Raw genomic sequence first — 20,147 nt, forward strand, 5'->3', positions numbered from 1 at the left:
TTCCCTTGGGCCTGACTAGCTGGCTGTGGATTTGCGTTTTGCGGCGGCGGAGCGATCAGACAGGCCGAGCGCATCGGCAACCAGCTCCTCCTGCTGCATCTGGTGGCGTTTGGCGAACCCTGTGGCAGGCGATGCCGCCACTTCGCGCCCGGCATAGCGCGGGCGCATGCCGGTGTGTCCGGCGGCGGTCAGCGCATTCTCGATCTGGTTGTCGACAAAGAACCATGCGCCGTTGTTGCGCGGTTCTTCCTGGCACCAGATCACCTGTTCAAGCCCGGTCATGCGTTTGAGGCGCGTGGCCAGCGGCTCTCCGGGGAATGGGTAGAGCTGTTCCAGACGGACGATGGACACGTCGTCCAGCCCTTCCGCATCGCGCTTTTCCATCAGGTCATAGGCGACCTTGCCGCTGCACAGCACCAGGCGGCGCACCTTGGCATCGTCGATTGGCGACTTGTCGGAAAGGATGCGCATGAAGTGGCTCTCGCCCATGAACTTGTCGGCATCGCTCTTGGCCATCGGATGGCGCAGCAGGCTCTTGGGCGTCATGATGATCAGCGGCTTGCGGAATGGGCGCATCATCTGCCGGCGCAGGACGTGGAAGTAATTGGCCGGACTGGTGATGTTGCACACCTGAATGTTGTCGTTGGCGCACAGCTGCAAGAACCGCTCGAGCCGGGCGGAGGAATGCTCCGGTCCCTGACCCTCGAAGCCGTGCGGCAGCAGCATCACCAGACCATTGGCGCGCAGCCACTTGGCCTCACCCGATGCGATGAACTGATCGATGATGACCTGCGCGCCATTGGCGAAATCGCCGAACTGTGCTTCCCACATCACCAGCGTCTTGGGATCGGCCAGGGCAAAGCCATATTCGAAGCCGAGCACGCCGAATTCGGACAGGGTGCTGTCATACACCTCGAACTTGCCGTGCGGCAGGGTGGCGAGCGGGATGTACTTGCTCTCGGTATTCTGGTCGATCCAGATGGCGTGGCGCTGGCTGAAGGTGCCGCGGCCCGAATCCTGCCCGGACAGGCGCACCCCGAAGCCCTCGGTCACCAGACTGCCGAATGCCAGCGCCTCGGCAGTGGCCCAGTCAAAGCCGGTGCCTGTTTCGAATGATTTTGCCTTGGCATCCAGCACACGTTGCAGCGTCTTGTGGATGGTGTGTTCGGCGGGAACCGTGGTCAGCGTGCGGCCAAGGCTTTCGAACAGCTTCTTCTCGATCGCGGTGTGCACGTTGCGGCGCGCGCTTTCGGGATCGGCTGGCTTGTGCAGCCCGCTCCAGCGACCGGCGAACCAGTCCGCCTCATTGGGCTTGTAGCTCTTGCCGGCCTCGAATTCCTCTTCGAGATGGTCGATGAATTCCTGGCGCATCGCGGGCGCGGTGCCTTCCTCGATCACGCCTTCGGCCTTCAGCCGCTCGGAATACAGCTCGCTCACGCGCGGATGCTGCTTGATCCGTTCATACATCAGCGGCTGGGTGAAGCTGGGCTCATCGCCTTCATTGTGGCCGAACCGGCGATAGCACCACATGTCGATCACGATATCGCGCTTGAAGCGCTGGCGGTATTCGATGGCGAGCTTGCAGGCGAAGGTCACCGCTTCGGGATTGTCGCCGTTCACATGCAGGATGGGCGCCTGCACGCCCTTGGCTACGTCTGACGGGTAAGGTGACGATCTGGCGAATTGTGGGCTGGTGGTAAAACCGATCTGGTTATTGATCACGAAGTGCAGGCAGCCGCCAGTGGAATATCCGCGGACGCCCGAAAGGCCGAAGCATTCCCACACCACACCCTGTCCGGCAAAGGCGGCATCGCCGTGCAGCAGCACCGGCAGCACCTGATCGTGCTTGGACAGATCGTCGCGGATCGCCTGCTGGGCGCGGGTCTTGCCCAGCACCACGGGATTGACCGCTTCGAGGTGGCTTGGATTGGGGACCAGCGACATGTGCACGGAAATACCGTCAAACTCACGGTCAGTGCTGGTGCCCAGGTGGTATTTTACATCGCCCGAACCGCCCACATCGTCAGGATTGGCGCTGCCGCCGGAAAATTCGTGGAAGATCACCTTGTACGGCTTGGCCATGACATTGGCGAGCACGTTCAGGCGGCCACGGTGGGACATGCCATAGATGATTTCCCGCACACCCAGTGAGCCGCCATATTTGATCACCGCTTCCAGCGCCGGGATCATGCTCTCACCGCCATCAAGGCCAAAGCGCTTGGTGCCGACATATTTCTTGCCGAGGAACTTTTCATATTCCTCGCCGCGGATCACCGCGCCCAGAATGGCGCGCTTGCCCTCCGGCGTGAACTGGATGACCTTGTCCGGCCCCTCGATCCGGTCCTGCAGGAAGCGGCGCTCCTCCACGTCGGAGATATGCATGTATTCCAGGCCGACATGGCCGCAGTAATTCTTGCGCAGGATCTCCACCAGATGGCGCGGGGTAATCCAGTGGAAGCCCAGGTTTCCGCCGATAAACACCTCTTCATCCAGCGCCGCGCCGGAAAAGCCGTGCCATTCCAGCGTCAGGTCGCGCGGCAATTCGCGGTGCGACAGGTGCAGCGGATCAAGGTCCGCCGCCAGATGGCCGCGCACGCGGTAGGTACGGATCAGCAGCATGGCGCGGATGGAGGCATCCGCCGCCTTCTCGATCGCTTCGGGATCGCTCGCCTTGCCTGCCTGAGCCACCGCCTGCTTCACCGCGATGGTCATGGTGGTGGGGTCCATCGCCCCGGTCAGATCATCCTCGCCGCCAAAATCCAGCGGCCAGCGTGTGCTGGCCCAGCTGGGGCCTTGCTGCGGTCCGTCCTGGCTATCCAGTTCGGGGAGGAAATCTTGCGCTTCATTACCCATGGGGCGGGTCCTTGGTTGGGAAGTGATTATACCTTCATCAAAGCGATGAAGGTCACACCAGTTCCTTCAGCAACGCGTCGAGCGTGGTGCCCAGCTCGCTGGGGCTGGGGGAAACGCGGATGCCCGCGCTTTCCATCGCCGCAATCTTGTCATCCGCGCCGCCCTGTCCGCCGGACACGATGGCACCGGCATGGCCCATCCGCCGTCCGGGAGGGGCGGTGCGGCCGGCAATGAAACCGACCATCGGCTTGGAGCGGCCCTTGGCGGCTTCCTGCTTGATGAATTCTGCCGCTTCTTCTTCCGCGCTGCCGCCGATTTCACCGATCATGATGATCGACTTCGTTTCGGGGTCATCGAGGAACAGGTCGAGCACGTCGATGAAGTTGGTGCCGTTGACCGGATCGCCGCCAATGCCCACTGCCGTGGTCTGGCCAAGGCCCACCGCAGTGGTCTGGTGCACGGCTTCATAGGTCAGCGTGCCGGAGCGTGAGACCACGCCGACGCTGCCCTTGGAGAAGATGGAGCCGGGCATGATGCCGATCTTGCATTCGCCGGGTGTCAGCACACCGGGGCAGTTCGGGCCGATCAGGCGCGACCTGGTGCCCGAAAGCGCGCGCTTCACGGTCACCATGTCGAGCACGGGAACGCCCTCGGTAATGGTCACGATCAGCTCGATCCCGGCGTCGATAGCCTCAAGGATCGCGTCTGCCGCAAAGGGCGGCGGCACATAGATGACAGAAGCCGTCGCGCCGGTTTCCGCCGCGGCTTCCTTCACCGTGTTGAAATTGGGCAGACCAAGGTGGGTGGAGCCGCCTTTGCCCGGCGTCACGCCCGCCACCATCTGCGTCCCGTAATCGAGCGCCTGCTGCGTGTGGAACGTGCCGGTTTCACCCGTCATCCCCTGCGTGATGACCTTGGTGTCTTTGTTTACGAGGATGCTCATCTTGTGTCCTTGTCTTGATCGTCGCTGGCATGGCCGGATGATCGAATAAATGGGTAGGAAATTGCCATAAGTATAAGCCCAGCCAGCAGAACTGGAGGGCCTGCCATCCACGGAATTAACTGCCCCAATCCATCTCCAACTCGGGGAGCGAACCACCCGTCGTGGGTCATTGCTGCATCAAAGATGCTCAGCAAGAGTCCGAGCGGGAGGCAGAGACCGCTCATTTACGCCAGCGAGCTATCCAGTGCCTTGCAAGCCGCCAGCAATTCCTCGACCGCATCGACGCTGACCTGGAAGCCGGCCTTGGCCGCCTCGTCCAGTTCGATCTCGACAATGCGCTCCACGCCGCCGGCGCCGATCACGATGGGCACGCCCACATACAGGCCGTCCACGCCATACTGACCTTCGAGATAGGCGGCGCAGGGCAGGACGCGCTTCTTGTCCTTGAGATAGCTCTCGGCCATCTGGATGGCCGAGGTTGCGGGGGCATAATAGGCCGAGCCATTGCCCAGAAGAGCCACGATCTCGCCGCCGCCAGAGCGGGTGCGCTGGACGATGGCGTCCATCTTTTCCTGCGTGGACCAGCCCATCTTGATGAGGTCTGGCACGGGAATACCCGCAACGGTCGAATATTCGAGCACGGGCACCATGGTATCGCCGTGGCCGCCCAGCACGAAGGCGGTAACGTCTTCCACGCTGACGTTGAATTCATCGGCGAGGAAGTGGCGGAAGCGCGCAGAGTCCAGAACGCCTGCCATACCCACCACCTTGTTGTGCGGCAGGCCGGAAAATTCGCGCAGCGCCCACACCATCGCATCCAGCGGGTTAGTGATGCAGATCACGAACGCATCGGGGCAGTTGGCCTTGATGCCTTCGCCAACGGCTTTCATCACTTTCAGATTGATGCCCAGCAGATCGTCGCGGCTCATGCCCGGCTTGCGCGGGATGCCTGCGGTAACGATCACCACGTCTGCGCCAGCGATATCGGCGTAATCGGTGGTGCCCTTGAGCCTGGAGTCAAAACCCTCAACCGGAGCGGCCTGCGACAGGTCCAGCGCCTTGCCCGCAGGCATACCTTCGGCAATGTCGAACAGGACGACGTCGCCCATTTCCTTCATCGCTGCGAGGTGAGCCAATGTGCCGCCGATCATGCCGGCGCCGACGAGCGCGATTTTGTTACGGGCCATGAGCAACCTGTGTCCTTCATCCTGCGCGGGCGCGTATGCAGGCGAAAACATGGTGTGCCGCCCCGCGTCCGCCAGGGGATTCGGCACAAGTTCAGAAGCGGCCCTAAGCGCGCCACCCGGCCTTTGCAACCGCGAAAGTCCCTTATTTTGCAGAGTTTTCTGCTATCAGTTCGCAATAGCGATTTTGCGGTGCAATATTGATCGCTTCAAGGCGATTATAGCCCGGCTTGACCCCTTTGGCTCGCGCCAGTCAACTGGCGAGCCGCGTCAGCCCCAGGCGGTCTGCCTCTTCGGTCAGCAGGATGGCCGCCATATGCTCTGGCACCGCGCGGCTGAAGTAATAGCCCTGGCCCAGCGTGCAGCCCGCCCGGCGCACGATCTGCACCTGTTCGACCGTTTCCAGCCCTTCGGCGACAATCTCCATGCCCAGCGTCGATCCCATTTCCGCCACCGCGCGAATGATCGCATCGCTGTGGCGCCCGATATTGGGACCGGACACGAAGCTGCGATCCACCTTGATGGTGCGGAAAGGATATTTGTTGATGTAGTGCAGAGAGGAATAGCCGGTTCCGAAATCATCGAGCGCAAAGCGCACGCCTTCGCCAGACAGCTGATCCATGAAGGCGGCGGTGGATTCATCGTCTTCCAGGAACAGGCTTTCGGTCACTTCCAGTTGCAGCCGCTCGGGGGATAGCCCGGCATCGTCCAGTGCCCGCAATATGCCCAGCGCCGCGCCCGGCGCCTTGATCTGGATGGGTGAAAGATTGACCGCCACGGTGATGTCATTGGGCCATTTGGCGCAGGCGAGTGCAGCCTGCCGGGTGATCCAGTTGCCCAGCGTGATGATCAGGCCGGTCTCCTCGGCCACGGGGATGAATTCTTCCGGTGCCAGCTCCCCCTTTTCCGGGTGGAACCAGCGTACCAGCGCTTCAAAGCTGCGGATGCGACCGCTGGAAAGGTCCAGTATCGGCTGGAAATAGATCGACAGTTCATCTCGCTGGATCGCGGCGCGCAGCTCTGCCTCAATCTCCTTGCGGCGCACCAGGATGCGCGTCATCGAAGGGGCGAACTGACAGATCTGATGCCTGCCTGCGGCCTTGGCATGATACAGCGCCAGATCTGCCTGCTGCATCATCTCGTCCAGCGTCTGCTCGCCATCAATTCGCGAAGTCATGCCGATCGAAGCGCCGGATTCGATCCGGTGTCCGCCCAGCCGCATGGGGGCAGCCATCTCGCTGGATAGCAGGCCGGCGAGATTTTCCGCTTCGCGAGCGCTGGCAAATGTGTCCAGCAGCAGGAATTCATCGCTGCCAAAGCGCGCCAGCACCGCTCCGGGTGCGGTAAGCGCGCGCAAACGGTGGGCTGTTTCCTTCAGTACCTTGTCACCCATCTTGTGACCCAGTGAATCGTTCACTTCCTTGAAGCGGTGCATGTCCAGCCAGAACAGGGCGATGCGGGCATCCGGATCGGCGCGGCCGAGAACCTGCTTGGCCTCGGCAGAAAAGCCGGTGCGGTTGAGCAGGCCGGTAACGATGTCCGTGCGCGATTGCAGGTGAAGGTGCTCGGCCAGTTCGGCGTTGCGCCGGGCGCTGCGAACCTGGCGAGAAAGCGTTGAAAACACATTCAGCGTCACGATTGACAGGCCGATGGTCAGGGTTGGAAGGATTGCCGCGAGCACGAGATAGGGGGGGCTGCCATTGACAAGCGATGCGACCACGATGGGCAGGAAGGTCAGTCCCATCTGCCCCAGCGCGATCAACGGGCGCCCGGCATTGCCAACCGCAATCCCTGCACCAAACAGCAGCGCATACCCCACCAGCAGCACCTGAAGATCGGGATTGGTCGCATGATGGATGGCCATTGCTGCGGTGAAACCGGCGATTGCGGCATAGGCCAGCGCTCCGGCGGGATAAACATAGCGCAGCCAGTCACCCAGGCTTCCTTGCAGCGATCGCGCACCATAAGCCATGCCGACACGGATGGCTGCCAGCGCAATCAACAGGCAGGCAGACCAGAACAATGTCTTAGAAGAGGTGGTTATCGCAGTGACCAGCCCTGCACCGGCACCGCAGACAGCACCGATAGCCAGACCGGTAGGGCGCAGGTGCAGGGTCTGCGACAACTGGTCGCGGACGCTCATGTCCTTGGCATCAAAACCGCACTTGGCGGCCAGAAAGTCCTCCAGGCTGGTAATCTCGCGACTCCTTTTTTTTGTCGCGTTCACCTTTACTGTGGATAGGTCACTGGTTTGTTAACCAGCCATCTTCCGGGCAAATGCCTAGTTGGCCTTAATCTGCAGGTCAGAAGCGTCGCCTTTTTCCAGCCTGCCAGCCATCCGGCGGTCGAGCGCGCGGCAAATGTCCAGCCACCATGCATAGGCCTGCTCGTCCCCGGCATCGCGGGCATCCTGCGCCTGCTTGCTGGCGTGGTTGGCAGCGGCCAGTCCGTGCTGGGCAAAATGACGCAGGGCGGCGTGCAGCATCGTCTCGCTGGCGTGGCGCGTGCCATTGTCATTTGCAGGCAGCGCAATTGCCTGGTGCACCTCGACTTCGTCCATGCGGTTGCGGATCGAAGATCTGGGTGCGGCAAAGCGAATGGTCATTTAGGGCGTCCTGACGATCAAGGGCACCGCATGCGCAGCGCCGGGGTCAGCCTTATAGGAAGCCTAGGCTAAGCGAAGGTTCGCGCAAATGGTTTCCGATTTATTGTCGATAAATATCGGCGGTTTCCGCGTCAGCCTTTTCAATGGCTTGCAGGCACCGCGTGGCGGGGTCAGGGTTGCTTCAGCCACTGCCCGCTTTGCTGATATTCAGACCGCACGCTGCCAGGCATGGGAAGATTTTCCTGTACCGCTGACGCTGCACGCACTGGCGCAGGCGGCGCGCTGATCGCGCTGATCGCGCTGGTCGTGGAAGCGGCGAGCGCTTCGCTGGCGGGCGGCGTAGCGGCGGGAGCCGCCGGGATCAGTTCGCGCTGCGGAACATAGGTGGCGCTGGCAAAATTGCGCACCGGCAGTGGTTCGCCGCCGCGATAGCTGGCGGTGAATGCCGATGGGCGGCCCGATGCACCGCGCCAGCGATAGAACAGATGCGCGCCGATATGGCTCACCTGTTGCAGGCTGGCGGCCCAGTAGGGGCTGACCTCGTCAGTGTGATAATGCGTGGCCAGGCCAACCGGCTCATAGACAAAACCGCCCAGCGCCGCGCGCGCCACGCGGCCCGCACGCAGCCAAGCGGCCTGTCCCGGCTGGCGTGACAGCGATCCGTCGCAGGTGAAGCTGAACTGGCAGCCGGTAGCACGCTCCGACCCCTGGAACACCACGCCGCACACGCTGTTGGGATAGGCGGGATGGCTGACGCGGTTCATCACCACCTGCGCCACCGCGCGCTGGCCGTCCACGCTTTCGCTCGCCGCTTCGTAATAGATGGCCATGGTCATGCATTGCTCTGCCCGGGTGATGTCGGTCAGACTTCCGGTCACCGTCAGGGATGGAGCCGCCGGACCGCTGGCGGGCTGCGGCATAAGGCGGGATGCCGGCTCCAGCGCTGCGGGCAGGGCGGAACTCTCTGTCTGGACAAGCCGGGCCGGCTCTTGCCGCGCCATGACCTGCGGCACATCGGCCAGGGCAAAGCGCACCTGCACATGATCGCGCGCGTCACCGCCGGGAGGGGCGGCCATCGCCGGAACAGCCATCGCTGCGGCCAGAATGCCCATGCGCCGATAGATGATCCTGCGCTGCATCGGCCGGGCGATGGAACGCGAGCGACCCCGGCGCGTCATCCGCGCCGAAAAGTCCCGTGGGCGTTCATCATCAAGGCCATCAACAAAGGTCAGCGCGGCAAATCCCAAACATGCGATAACTCGCGCTTGGGCGCGTATCGCGAATCCTGACATCGCGCCTCGGCTCCGATCCGCGCGTCTCACATCGGGACGTATAGGGGTGAGGTGTTAAACTTGCCCGAACAGTGCGCGCGGCCTAACACTGCCGCATCGTCACGGAATGTCCGGGAGGCCGGACCGCTGCTCCTTTGCAAAATGGGGCGGTGAGGGAAGCAGGTTCAAATCCTGCGCTGCCCCCGCAACTGTGACCGGGGAGCGCTTTCCCATCATGCCACTGGCCGCCCTCTGCAAGGATGGCACCGGGAAGGCGGGAGGGCGCGGCGATCCGGCGAGCCAGGAGACCTGTTCCGTCAGGCGGTCGTTCGGCAGCGGGCGGGGTGTACCGATTGCCAGCGGAAGCGGACGCGCGGCGCATGGGCGCGGCGCGCAAGCCTCCAGCCCTGAACGGCTCTTGTGCGTTCACGGTGTGGGGGATCTTGTGCGAAGAATTCTGGCCTTTTTCGGGTTGATGGCTTGTTGTGCCGCGCCTGCCCATGCGCAGGAAGCGGATGACGAGGAGGCCCAGGAGGAAGGAACCTCCATCGTTTTCGCTGATCCGGCACCTGACGATATGTACGCGATCGTCGTCAACGGTCGGCGCACGCATGTCGATGATCTGGACGTGCCAGTATCGATTATCGGCATCGAAGAGATCTATGCGGTTCAGGGCAGCGATTTTACCCGCATTCTTCAACGCGCACCGGGGGTTACCTTCTCTCGCAATGGCGGGCCGGGAGGCTTGACGTCGCTGCGCATTCGCGGGGCAGAGGCTGATCAGACGCTGGTGCTGCTGGATGGTGTGCCGATCAATGATGTGGCTACTCCGGGTGGCGGCTATGATTTTGCCGCCATGTTGCCGGCGGGAATTTCCAGGATCGAGATTCAGCGCAGTTCCAACAGTACGGTCTGGGGCAGCCGGGCGATGGGCGGCGTGGTTGCCATGTCCACTGATCACCTGTGGAATGAAGTGCCAGTGTCTGCGGAATATGGCGGGCCTGACAGTCTCACGGCGCAGGCAGCTGGCGGATATTATTCCTCCCCCTTTGAAGCGTCTGCCAAGGCCGCCTTTCTGGAAAGTGGAGGCATCTCCGCCGCTGCAAACGGCACGGAGGCCGATGCGTTGCGCCAGTGGCAGGCTGGCGGACAGATGCGCGCCCGGATTGTGGACGGGCTGGAGATGCGAGCATCCTATCGTCATGCGGATGCGCGGGCCGATCTCGATGGCTTTCCCGCTCCTGACTATCAGCTGGCGGATACCAATGAGCATCAGCGCTCAAAGCTGGGGGCGGGCAGGGCTGCGCTGACCTATTGGGACGATCGGCTGACTATCACCGCGGCTTATTCACGCTCGCAAACAAGGCGGGCGATATTTGATCGCGATGTTGGCCCGGATGCCAATTTCAACAGCGATGGCCGCAGCGAGCGGGTGGAGATTCGCGGCGACTGGCAGCTGGGCGGAAGCGGTCTTTACAGCGCAGACCGGACATGGCTGGAATTTGGCGCGGAACAGGACCGCAGCCGCTTTGCCACGCTGTTCGATGCGCCGGCCAGCACCGCAAGCCGTGCAGCCTTTGTCCAAGTGGGCCATCGCGGGGAGATTTTTCAGGTCCATGCAGGCGTGCGCCGCGAGGATCATCGGGATTTTGGCGGGGTCTGGAACCTTGGGGCGGATGCATCATATTCCTTCGCCCCTGATTGGCAGGCCAAGGCCAGCTATGGAGAGGGGTTCAAGGCGCCCAGCCTGTTCCAGCTCCATTCCGATTATGGCAATTTTGCCCTGCGGCCAGAGCGGAGCCGAAGCTTTGACGTTTCGCTGCAAAAGGGTGTGCAGAACTTCCGCACATCCATGGCTGTCACCCTGTTCCGCCGTGAAAGTTCGGACCTGATCGGCTTTGTTTCCTGCTTTGGTGAAAGCACGGGCATTTGCACAGACAGGCCGTTCGGCACTTATGACAACACCGGTCTGGCCCGCGCGCAAGGTGTTGAAGTAGAGGCAGAAACCGGTGTCACCCAGCGCGTGAATGCGCGGCTTGCATGGGCCTATATCGATACGCGGGATCGTACGGCAGGCGCGCTGTACCAGGGCAACCGGCTGGCGCGCCGCCCCGTCCATGCGGGCACTCTCACGCTGGATTGGGAGGCGATTGGATATGAAGCTTTCTATCTCGGCGCAGATCTGCGCGTGGTTTCTGCCAGCTTCGATGATCCTGCCAACAGTGTGCGGCTGGGCAGCTATGCGCTGGTGGATTTGCGCGCGCACTGGAACGTCTCTGAAGTATTCGAGATCTATGGCCGCATTGAGAACATCTGGGATGAGCAATACCAGACCGCCGCCGGATATGGCACGCAAGGCCGCGCGGCCTACATCGGCGTGAGGGTGAGGCTTTGAGGGTGCTGGCTGGCCTGCTGCTGCTGGCGCTGGCGGGGTGCCAATCCGCGCCAAAGCGCGAGCAGGGCGATGCGCCCACCGTCGTCAGCCTCAACCCGTGCAGCGATGCGATTCTGGCAGAAGTCGCCGCGCCGGGACAATTGCTGGCGATATCGCATTACAGCCACGATCCGGCGGCCACATCGATGCCGCTGGAACAGGCGCGCCGCTTCGCCATCACCGGCGGCACGGTGGAGGAAGTGTTGGCGCTCGATCCCGATGTGGTGGTGGCGGGCAGCTTCCTGCCGCCCGCCAGCCGCGCCGCGTTCGACCGGCTGGGCATTCAGGTGGAGACCATCGGCATTGCCTCCACGCTGGAGGACAGCCTGTCGCAGATCCGCCAGCTAGCCGCGCTGACGGGGGATGCGGCGGCGGGAGAGGAGCTGGTCCGGCAGGTGGAGACGGCATGGCGGCAATCCGCCCACTACGGCCCGCCCATGTCCACCCTGATGTGGCAGGAAGGCGGCATCGTACCGGGGCCTGAGAGCCTGATCGCCCGAATGCTGGATCACAGCGGCTTTGCGCTTCATTCCGCCGCGCGCGGGCTTGCGCAGGGGGCCTATCTGCCGCTCGAAGCCGTGCTGGCCGATCCGCCCGCGCTGGTTCTTGCCGCCAGTGACGAACGCATGCTGACCCATCAGGTCCTGGGCAAGATGCAAGGCACTGCATACCGCGATTTCGATCCCGCGCTGCTGTATTGCGGCGGCCCCACCATCATCCGCGCGCTGGCGCGGCTGGCTCAGGTGCGCGCCAGCATATGACCCGGCCTGTCCTCCTCTTCACCCTGCTGCTGGCCATTGCCCTGCCGCTCTCGCTGCTGGCGGGGCGGGTGTGGATCGATCCTGCTGCCACCCCCAATGCCGCGCTGATCGTGATGGAGCTGCGCCTGCCGCGCGGGCTGCTGGCGATCGTCATCGGCGCGGGGCTGGGCGCATCAGGCGCGGCGATGCAGGGCTATCTGCGCAATCCGCTGGCCGATCCCGGCCTGTTCGGCATCGCCCCGGGCGCGGCGCTGGGCGCTGTCATGGCGCTGTGGCTGGGGCTTGCGAGCGGCTTGCTGCTGCCGCTGTTCGCGCTGGTCGGCGCGGGCGGAGCGATGGCGCTGCTGGCGCTGATCGCGGGCCGCAGCGGCGGTATTGCCCTGTTTACGCTGGCGGGCATGATGATCGCCAGCCTGGCCGGTGCGCTCACCTCGCTCGCCATCAGCATGGCCCCCAATGCCTTTGCCATGAGCGAGATCGTCAGCTGGCTGATGGGCGCGCTGACAGACCGCAGCTGGAACGATGTCTGGCTGGCCGCGCCGCTGACGCTGGCGGGTATTGGCGTTCTGATGCTGGCAGGCAAATCGCTCGACGCGCTGACCTTGGGGGAGGCGGCTGCGCGCTCGCTCGGCATCAACCCGGCGCGGCTGCGCTGGGCGATGATCGTCGGCACCGGTCTTGCCGTGGGCAGCGGCGTGGCGGTGGCCGGGATCATCGGCTTTGTCGGCCTGATCGTGCCGCATCTGGTGCGCCCGCTCACCGACGGACGCCCCTCGCGGCTGATCGCGCCCAGTGCGCTGGCAGGGGCGCTGCTGGTGCTGGTGGCGGACATGGTGTGCCGTATATTGCCGCTGGTGAGCGAACTCAGGCTCGGCATCGCGCTCAGTCTGATCGGCGCGCCGTTCTTCCTCTGGCTGCTGCTGAAAATGCGGCGGGAGCTGGCGTGATGCTGGAAGTGCAGGACCTGTGTGTGGAACTGGGCGGAGCAAGTGTGCTGCGGGGTATTACTGCGACCTTCCGGCCCGGAACAGTCACGGCAATCTGCGGCCCCAACGGCGCGGGCAAATCCACGCTGCTGGCCGCGCTGGCAGGGCTGTTGCCCGCTGCATCGGGCAAGGTTCTGCTCGATGGGGAGGCGCTCTCCGCCATTCCCGCAAGGCAGCGCGCCCGTGCCATCGGTTACCTGCCGCAAGCGGGTGAAGTGGCGTGGAACCTGTCGGTAGAAGCGCTCGCAACGCTGGGCCGCCTACCACATGGGGACAGCGACATTCAGGCGGTGCACGCCGCGCTGGAAGCCACCGGGATGGCGGGTTTTGCGCAGCGCCCCATCGCCACATTGTCCGGCGGCGAAAAGGCGCGGGCGCTGCTGGCGCGCGTGCTGGCGAGTGGCCCACGCTGGATATTGGCGGATGAGCCGCTCGCCGCGCTCGATCTGGGGCACCAGCTGGCCATGCTCAGGCACCTGCGCTCAGCCGCGCAGGGCGGAGTGGGCGTGGTGCTGGTGCTGCACGATCTGCCGCTGGCGATGAACCATGCCGATCATGTGCTGGTGCTGGATGGCGGCGCGCTGCACGCCAGCGGGCCGCCTGAAGTGGCGCTTTCGCCCGATACGATAGGTCAGGTCTGGAAAACCCGCGCGCGCTGGCTGGGAGAGCCGGGCACGCGCGCACTTTCAATCAGCTGAGGTCAGGCGGCCAGCAGGCCGCGCGCCTCCAGCAGGGGTTCCACGCGCGGATCGCGCCCGGTGAAATCGCGGTACATCTGCTCATAGCCCTTGGAATGGCCCAGACCCAGGAAGGTCTTGCGGATATGTTCGCCCATTTCCCGCGTCATCCCGCCATTTTCCCGGACCCAGCTATAGGCATCGTGGTGCAGCGCCTCGGTCCACAGGTAGGAGTAATAGCCCGCCGAATAGCCATGTTCGAAAATGTGCCGGAAGTATGGCGTGCGATAGCGCGGCGGGACCAGATCGGTGCGCAGGCCAAGACCGTTCAGTGCTGCCGCTTCAAACGCCATCACGTCATCGGGTGCCTCACCCGGCTTGAGCGCGTGCCATTCCATGTCCAGCAGCGATGCGGTGAGATTCTCGCCCAGCGCATAGCCCTGGTTGAACTTGCTGGCGCGGTCGACAGCATCGATCAGCGCATCGGGTATCCGCTCCCCGGTCTGCCAGTGGCGAGCATAATTACCCAGCACTTCGGGCAGCACGGCGAAGTTTTCATGGAACTGGCTGGGAAATTCCACCCAGTCGCGCGCGGTGTTGGTGCCCGAGAGCGAGGGATATTGCTGATCGGCGAAGAAGCCGTGCAGCGCGTGGCCGAATTCGTGGAACATGGTGGTCACGTCATCGAAGCTGGCCAGTGCCGGTTCGCCCTCGGCCGGCGGAGAGACATTCTGCGTGTTGCCGATAACGGGCTTCAGGCCGAGCAGGTGGCTCTGTTCGATGAAGCTGTTCATCCACGCGCCGCCGCGCTTGGATTCGCGCGCGAAGGGATCGAAATAGAACAGCGCCAGCTCCGATCCGTCCGCGTCGAACACCGTATAGACGCTCACGTCGGGGTGATAGACGGGGATGTCGGTGCGCTTTTCGAACGACAGGCCATAGAGCTTCTCGGCCATGTAGAACACGCCGTCTTCCAGCACGCGGTCGACCACGAAATACTGCTTGATGGCGTTTTCATCCAGGCTGTAGCGCTCCTGCCGGATCTTCTCCGCGTAATAGGGCCAGTCCCACGGCTGCACGGTGAAGTTGTGGCCGTCCTGCGCGATCCGATCGTTCAACAGGGCTGCTTCGCGTTCCTGCGTGGCGGCCAGCGCGGGGACCATCTGGCGCATGAAATCCAGCGCCCTGGCCGGATTGGTGGCCATGCGGTCATACATTTCCCAGCTGGCATAATCGGGCTCGCCAAACAGCTGGGCCTTGCGCGTGCGCAGCGCGATCATTTCCGCCGTGGAGGCCAGCGTATCGAATTCGCCGCCCTGGTTGCGCTGGATGCTGGCGCGGTAAAGCCGCTCGCGCACGTCGCGATTGTCGAGGCTGGACAGCAGCGCCTGCGAGGTGGTGTTCTGCAATGTCAGGACATATTTCCCCGCCAGACCCCGTTCGCGGGCGGCACCGGCTGCGGCGCTGATTTCGGCCTCGGTCAGCCCGGCCAGTTCCTCGCGGCTGTCCACCACCAGTGCCCCGGCGATGCTGCCTGCGGTCAGCGTCTTGGAAAAGGCAGAGGACAGGGTGGAGAGCCGCGTATTGATCTGCCGCAGCTCCGTCTTTGCGGCCTCATCCAGCATCGCCCCGCGGTGGACGAAATCCTGATGGGTCACGTCCAGCAGCATGGCATCCTCGCCCGTCAGCGACAGGGCCGCGCGGGCATCGAAAACTGCCTTCACGCGGGCGAACAGATCAGCATTGAGGTAGATCGCATCCATCATCGCCGCCACTTGCGGGGCGATGGCGGTATCGGCGGCGGCCAGCGAGGGATTGATATTGGCGCTGACCTTTTGCGAAAAGGCGGAATAGATGCGGCCGAACACCTGTCCCGCACGCTCCATTGCCACAATTGTGTTGGCGAATGACGGCGCGTCCGGATTGGCGGCTATCTGCTCGATCTCGGCCAGATAGACGGAAATGGCCCGCACGATGGCGGCCTCATATTCATCGTCAGCAATGGCCGTGAAATCGGGCGCGTGGAACGGCAATGCGGACAATTGCGCAAAGGCGCCGGTGGCTTGCGGGACGGTGGACGGGACGACTGGTGCAGTCGAGGCATCGTTCATGGGGCGAGATCCGTTGTTTTTGGGCCACCGGGGCCAGTTTCAGCTGAAACCTGCACATAGGTACGATCGATCGGTGTCGCCAGTGAAATAGGCCGCGTCCCCGCCTGTTGGGGCATCAGGAAGGAAACCGCATCACGTCCTGATAGATCGATCCGCCAGTGGACAGGTGGCTTTCCACCAGCACGAAATTCTCGGCGATGAACGGCGGCGCGTGCAGCCGGGCGTGACGCGCCAGCCAAGCGCCGATCCCAGCGGCGGACCGGTCGAGACGGGCCAGGGTGATATGTGGCACGAACTTGCGCGTCTCATCCTCCAGCCCGGCGGCGCGGCAGGCCTGTTCAACCCGCTTCTGCAAATCCGAAAGATCCCGCGATGGCTCCACCCGTGCCCAGAGGGTTCGCGGTGCGCCCTTGGTTTCGAAATGGCCGACACCGGCAATACTGATGGCAAAGGGCGCAAAGCGGATTTGTGCCAGCGCCAGCGCCAGATCCTCGGCCTGCGGACGCTCCACCTCGCCCACGAAGCGCAAGGTCAGGTGCAGCTGCTCCTCACTTTGCCAGCGGGCGTTGTCCAGCCCCTCCATCGTATCGATCAGGCTGTCGATCACGGCCACGGGCGGGCGGATGGCGATGAACAGGCGGTGGCTCATGCTCCGGGCCCTACACGCTGATCTCGCGCCATTCGCCCGGCGCCAGGCCTTCCACGCTCCAGTCGCCCACCTGCCAGCGCACCAGCCGCAAGGTGGGATAGCCGACCGCCGCCGTCATCCGCCGCACCTGCCGGTTGCGCCCTTCGGTGATGGTCAGAGAAATCCAGCTGTCGGGCACGTTCTTGCGAAAGCGGATCGGCGGATCGCGGTCCCACAATGCGGGCGGATCAATCGCCTGTACCAGCGCAGGAGCAGTCACCCCGTCCTTCAGCCGCACCCCGTGGCGCAAATGCGCCAGAGCCTTGGCATCAGGCACGCCTTCCACCTGCGCGTAATAGGTCTTGGGCATCTTGTGCTTCGGCTCCGCAATGCGCGCCTGCAACGCGCCATTGCCGGTCAACAACAGCAAGCCCTCACTATCGCGGTCCAGCCTGCCCGCCGGATAGATCCCTGGCAGATCGACATATTGCGCCAGAGTAGGATGCGGAGAATCATCCTTCCCCCCGCTGAACTGCGAGAGGACACCAAAGGGTTTGTTGAGCAGGATCAGGCGGGTCATGGAGGGTCCTATATCCTGACCAGCATGAATGCGGCACCCCTAACCCCGGCGCTCGTCAAAGCACGCTGGGAATATTATTTGCCAAGTTGCAATCCTCCCTGCGTCCCCCACATGGTCTGGGGACTGCCGGGCGCTGGCTGATTACCACCAAACGTCCCTCTTGACCCAATTGAACATTTGCGGAACATTCAGCTTCTATGGCTCTCACACACATTTCCGTGCGCGGCGCGCGCGAGCATAATCTCAAGGGTTTTGATATCGATCTGCCGCGTGATGCGCTGATCGTGATCACTGGCCTGTCCGGCAGCGGCAAGTCCAGCCTCGCGTTCGATACCATCTATGCCGAGGGACAGCGGCGGTATGTCGAGTCCTTGAGCGCCTATGCGCGGCAGTTTCTGGAGATGATGCAGAAGCCCGATGTGGAGCATATTGACGGGCTTTCCCCCGCCATCTCCATCGAGCAGAAGACCACCAGCCGCAATCCGCGCTCCACCGTGGCGACGGTGACAGAGATATATGACTACATGCGCCTGCTGTGGGCGCGGGTGGGCGTGCCCTATTCGCCCGCCACCGGCCTGCCGATTGAGGCGCAGACCGTCTCCACCATGGTCGACCGGGTGATGGAACTGCCCGAGGGGACGCGCGCCTATCTGCTCGCGCCGGTGGTGCGGGGCCGCAAGGGGGAATACCGCAAGGAGCTGGCCGAATGGCAGAAATCCGGCTTCACCCGCGTGCGCATCGATGGCGAGATGTATCCGATCGAGGAGGCGCCCGCGCTCGACAAGAAGTTCAAGCACGACATTGAGGTTGTGGTGGACCGGATCGCGGTCAAGCCCGGCATGGAAACGCGGCTGGCCGACAGTTTCGAGCAGGCGCTGAAGCTGGCCGACGGGCTGGCCTATATCGACCTGGCCGATGGCGTGGTGCCGGGCCGTGAGGAAGAGGGCGCTGCGGGGGGTGCCATGAAAGGCGCCGGCATGCCCGCCAACCGCATCGTCTTCAGCGAGAAATTCGCCTGCCCGGTGTCCGGCTTCACCATCGAGGAGGTTGAGCCGCGCCTGTTCAGCTTCAACGCGCCGCAGGGTGCCTGCTCCACCTGTGACGGGCTGGGTGAAAAGCAGCTGTTCGATCCGCAGCTTGTGGTCCCCAATGAGGAGCTGAGCCTGAAGAAGGGCGCGGTGGTGCCGTGGGCCAAGTCCAACCCGCCGTCCCCCTATTACATGCAGGTGCTGGGCAGTCTGGCCAAGGCCTATGACTTCGACCTGACCACCCCGTGGAACGAGCTGGAGCGCGACCAGCGCGACATCATCCTGTTCGGCACGCAAGGCATGCGCGTGGCGCTCACCTTCAAGGACGGGCGCAAGGAATATACCGTGCACAAGCCCTTCGAAGGGGTGATCGGCAACCTCAACCGCCGCCTGCTGCAGACCGACAGCGCGTGGATGCGCGAGGAGCTGTCCCGCTTCCAGACCGCCCAGCCGTGTGAGACATGCGGCGGTGCGCGCCTGAATGAAAAGGCCCGCGCGGTGAAGATCGCCGGGCGCGATATCTCCATGCCCGTGCGCCTGTCCGTGGGCGATGCGCTGGAGTTCTTCGAGGCGCTGCCCGCGCAGCTTACCGACACGCAGAACCAGATCGCCAAGGCCATATTGAAGGAAATTGTCGAGCGGCTCGGCTTCCTCAACAACGTCGGACTGGATTACCTCAACCTGGACCGCACCAGCGGCACGCTTTCGGGCGGGGAGAGCCAGCGCATCCGCCTCGCATCGCAGATCGGCAGCGGCCTCAGCGGCGTGCTTTACGTGCTGGATGAACCCTCCATCGGCCTGCACCAGCGTGACAACGATCGCCTGCTGGAAACGCTCAAGCGCCTGCGCGACCTGGGCAATACCGTGATCGTGGTGGAGCATGACGAGGACGCCATCCGCGCGGCGGACCATGTGGTGGATCTTGGCCCCGGCGCAGGCGTGCACGGGGGCGAGGTGGTGGCGCAGGGCACGCTCAAGCAAGTGCTCAAGGCCAAGAACAGCCTCACCGCCGCCTATCTCAACGGCACGCGGGAAATCGCCATTCCGGCCACCCGCCGCAAGGGCAACGGCCACAAGCTGACAGTCCACGGCGCCTGCGCCAACAACCTCAAGAACGTCACCGCCGCCATTCCGCTGGGCACGTTCACCTGCGTCACCGGCGTATCGGGCAGCGGCAAGTCCAGCTTCACCATCGATACGCTGCACGCCGGCGCCGCCCGCACGCTCAACAACGCCCGCGTCATCGCCGGCCCGCATGAGAAGATCACCGGGCTGGAATTCTGCGACAAGGTGATCGAGATCGACCAGTCGCCCATCGGCCGCACCCCGCGCTCCAACCCCGCCACCTATACCGGTGCCTTCACCAATATCCGTGACTGGTTCGCCGGCCTGCCCGAAAGCGCCGCGCGCGGTTACAAGCCGGGCCGCTTCAGCTTCAACGTCAAGGGTGGCCGGTGCGAGGCATGCCAGGGCGACGGGCTGATCAAGATAGAGATGCACTTCCTGCCCGATGTCTACGTCACGTGCGAGGCATGCCACGGCAAACGCTACAACCGCGAAACACTGGAGGTGAAGTTCAAGGGCCTGTCCATCGCCGACGTGCTCGACATGACGATTGAGGACGCGGAGGAATTCTTCAAGGCCGTGCCCCCCATCCGTGACAAGATGCACATGCTGAACGAGGTCGGGCTGGGCTACGTCAAGGTCGGCCAGCAGGCCACCACGCTCTCGGGCGGAGAGGCGCAGCGCGTCAAACTCGCCAAGGAACTCGCCCGGCGCAGCACCGGGCAGACGCTCTACATCCTCGATGAACCGACCACCGGCCTCCACTTCGAAGACGTCCGCAAACTGCTGGAAGTTCTGCACCGCCTGGTGGACCAGGGCAATTCCGTGGTGGTGATCGAACACAACCTCGACGTGATCAAGACCGCCGACTGGGTGATCGATCTGGGGCCGGATGGCGGTGTGCGCGGGGGTGAAATTGTTGCGGAGGGGACTCCGGAGCAGGTGGCGAAGGAGGTGCGGTCTTTTACCGGGCAATACCTTGCGGGGATGCTGCGGCGGTAGGTGGTAGCTCAGTAGACCG

At 63.6% G+C, this 20,147-nt stretch carries 14 protein-coding genes and 1 riboswitch; of the genes, 5 read left to right on the forward strand and 9 right to left on the reverse strand.

Features of this window, described 5'->3' with window-relative positions; translation table 11 throughout:
• Positions 1-15: 15 nt before the first annotated feature.
• From ABDZ98_RS08250 to ABDZ98_RS08275, 6 genes are all read right to left on the reverse strand, one after another.
• Positions 16-2,853, reverse strand: coding sequence for a 2-oxoglutarate dehydrogenase E1 component (locus tag ABDZ98_RS08250; protein WP_160589740.1), 2,838 nt, complete (start codon positions 2,851-2,853; stop codon positions 16-18).
• Positions 2,854-2,905: 52 nt separating this feature from the next.
• Positions 2,906-3,796, reverse strand: coding sequence for a succinate--CoA ligase subunit alpha (gene sucD / locus ABDZ98_RS08255; protein WP_160589739.1), 891 nt, complete (start codon positions 3,794-3,796; stop codon positions 2,906-2,908).
• 224 nt (positions 3,797-4,020) lie between these two features.
• Positions 4,021-4,983 carry a malate dehydrogenase gene (gene mdh / locus ABDZ98_RS08260; RefSeq protein WP_160589738.1) on the reverse strand — a complete coding sequence of 321 codons (963 nt, stop codon included), beginning with the start codon at positions 4,981-4,983 and terminating at the stop codon, positions 4,021-4,023.
• Between the two features lie 250 nt (positions 4,984-5,233).
• A complete protein-coding gene (locus tag ABDZ98_RS08265) occupies positions 5,234-7,207 on the reverse strand; it encodes a putative bifunctional diguanylate cyclase/phosphodiesterase (protein ID WP_337190145.1) in 1,974 nt (657 codons plus the stop codon).
• Positions 7,208-7,261: 54 nt separating this feature from the next.
• Positions 7,262-7,585, reverse strand: a complete 324-nt coding sequence (locus tag ABDZ98_RS08270) for a hypothetical protein (RefSeq protein WP_160589737.1) — start codon at positions 7,583-7,585, stop codon at positions 7,262-7,264.
• A gap of 170 nt (positions 7,586-7,755) precedes the next feature.
• Entirely contained in the window at positions 7,756-8,763 is a 1,008-nt protein-coding gene (locus tag ABDZ98_RS08275) for a cell wall hydrolase (protein WP_202385922.1), read from the reverse strand.
• Between the two features lie 241 nt (positions 8,764-9,004).
• Positions 9,005-9,168, forward strand: a riboswitch (cobalamin riboswitch).
• Between the two features lie 163 nt (positions 9,169-9,331).
• Between ABDZ98_RS08275 and ABDZ98_RS08280 the strand changes: the two genes are divergently transcribed.
• From ABDZ98_RS08280 to ABDZ98_RS08295, 4 genes are read left to right on the forward strand one after another with little or no spacing between them, the layout of a single operon-like run.
• On the forward strand, positions 9,332-11,251 hold the full coding sequence (locus tag ABDZ98_RS08280; protein ID WP_160589735.1) for a TonB-dependent receptor plug domain-containing protein: 1,920 nt from the start codon (positions 9,332-9,334) through the stop codon (positions 11,249-11,251).
• Between the two features lie 2 nt (positions 11,252-11,253).
• Positions 11,254-12,051 (forward strand): ABC transporter substrate-binding protein, encoded by a 798-nt coding sequence (locus ABDZ98_RS08285; protein WP_337190161.1) that lies wholly within the window; start codon positions 11,254-11,256, stop codon positions 12,049-12,051.
• Complete coding sequence (locus tag ABDZ98_RS08290; protein WP_160589734.1) at positions 12,048-12,998, forward strand: FecCD family ABC transporter permease; 951 nt, start codon at positions 12,048-12,050, stop codon at positions 12,996-12,998. The genes ABDZ98_RS08285 and ABDZ98_RS08290 overlap by 4 nt, the downstream gene beginning before the upstream one ends.
• Positions 12,998-13,735 carry an ABC transporter ATP-binding protein gene (locus ABDZ98_RS08295; protein ID WP_160589733.1) on the forward strand — a complete coding sequence of 246 codons (738 nt, stop codon included), beginning with the start codon at positions 12,998-13,000 and terminating at the stop codon, positions 13,733-13,735. Before ABDZ98_RS08290 ends, ABDZ98_RS08295 begins: the two co-directional genes overlap by 1 nt.
• Before the next feature lie 2 nt (positions 13,736-13,737).
• Here ABDZ98_RS08295 and ABDZ98_RS08300 read toward each other — a convergent pair whose 3' ends face one another.
• The 3 genes from ABDZ98_RS08300 to ABDZ98_RS08310 all read right to left on the reverse strand — a co-directional run bounded on the left by ABDZ98_RS08300 (position 13,738) and on the right by ABDZ98_RS08310 (position 17,033).
• Complete coding sequence (locus ABDZ98_RS08300) at positions 13,738-15,825, reverse strand: M3 family metallopeptidase (RefSeq protein ID WP_160589732.1); 2,088 nt, start codon at positions 15,823-15,825, stop codon at positions 13,738-13,740.
• A gap of 115 nt (positions 15,826-15,940) precedes the next feature.
• The gene (thpR, locus tag ABDZ98_RS08305) at positions 15,941-16,474 is read right to left on the reverse strand and encodes an RNA 2',3'-cyclic phosphodiesterase (protein WP_160589731.1); all 534 of its coding nucleotides are present in this window, start codon (positions 16,472-16,474) and stop codon (positions 15,941-15,943) included.
• Between the two features lie 10 nt (positions 16,475-16,484).
• Entirely contained in the window at positions 16,485-17,033 is a 549-nt protein-coding gene (locus ABDZ98_RS08310) for a pseudouridine synthase (protein ID WP_160589730.1), read from the reverse strand.
• Positions 17,034-17,230: 197 nt separating this feature from the next.
• Here ABDZ98_RS08310 and uvrA point away from each other — a divergent pair, with 197 nt between their 5' ends.
• Positions 17,231-20,128 (forward strand): excinuclease ABC subunit UvrA, encoded by a 2,898-nt coding sequence (gene uvrA, locus ABDZ98_RS08315; RefSeq protein WP_160589729.1) that lies wholly within the window; start codon positions 17,231-17,233, stop codon positions 20,126-20,128.
• The last annotated feature ends 19 nt before the right edge of the window (positions 20,129-20,147 follow it).

The sequence above is a fragment of the Alteraurantiacibacter aestuarii genome (assembly GCF_039523595.1).
GTDB lineage: Bacteria > Pseudomonadota > Alphaproteobacteria > Sphingomonadales > Sphingomonadaceae > Alteraurantiacibacter > Alteraurantiacibacter aestuarii.

Excerpts from the sequence above, each read along its gene's own strand:
- ABDZ98_RS08250 (WP_160589740.1), bottom strand. The coding sequence starts at position 2,853 with ATGGGTAATGAAGCGCAAGATTTCCTCCCCGAACTGGATAGCCAGGAC.
- sucD (WP_160589739.1), bottom strand. The coding sequence starts at position 3,796 with ATGAGCATCCTCGTAAACAAAGACACCAAGGTCATCACGCAGGGGATG.
- mdh (WP_160589738.1), bottom strand. The coding sequence starts at position 4,983 with ATGGCCCGTAACAAAATCGCGCTCGTCGGCGCCGGCATGATCGGCGGC.
- ABDZ98_RS08270 (WP_160589737.1), bottom strand. The coding sequence starts at position 7,585 with ATGACCATTCGCTTTGCCGCACCCAGATCTTCGATCCGCAACCGCATG.
- ABDZ98_RS08275 (WP_202385922.1), bottom strand. The coding sequence starts at position 8,763 with ATGACGCGCCGGGGTCGCTCGCGTTCCATCGCCCGGCCGATGCAGCGC.
- ABDZ98_RS08280 (WP_160589735.1), top strand. The coding sequence starts at position 9,332 with ATGGCTTGTTGTGCCGCGCCTGCCCATGCGCAGGAAGCGGATGACGAG.
- ABDZ98_RS08290 (WP_160589734.1), top strand. The coding sequence starts at position 12,048 with ATGACCCGGCCTGTCCTCCTCTTCACCCTGCTGCTGGCCATTGCCCTG.
- ABDZ98_RS08295 (WP_160589733.1), top strand. The coding sequence starts at position 12,998 with ATGCTGGAAGTGCAGGACCTGTGTGTGGAACTGGGCGGAGCAAGTGTG.
- ABDZ98_RS08300 (WP_160589732.1), bottom strand. The coding sequence starts at position 15,825 with ATGAACGATGCCTCGACTGCACCAGTCGTCCCGTCCACCGTCCCGCAA.
- thpR (WP_160589731.1), bottom strand. The coding sequence starts at position 16,474 with ATGAGCCACCGCCTGTTCATCGCCATCCGCCCGCCCGTGGCCGTGATC.
- ABDZ98_RS08310 (WP_160589730.1), bottom strand. The coding sequence starts at position 17,033 with ATGACCCGCCTGATCCTGCTCAACAAACCCTTTGGTGTCCTCTCGCAG.
- uvrA (WP_160589729.1), top strand. The coding sequence starts at position 17,231 with ATGGCTCTCACACACATTTCCGTGCGCGGCGCGCGCGAGCATAATCTC.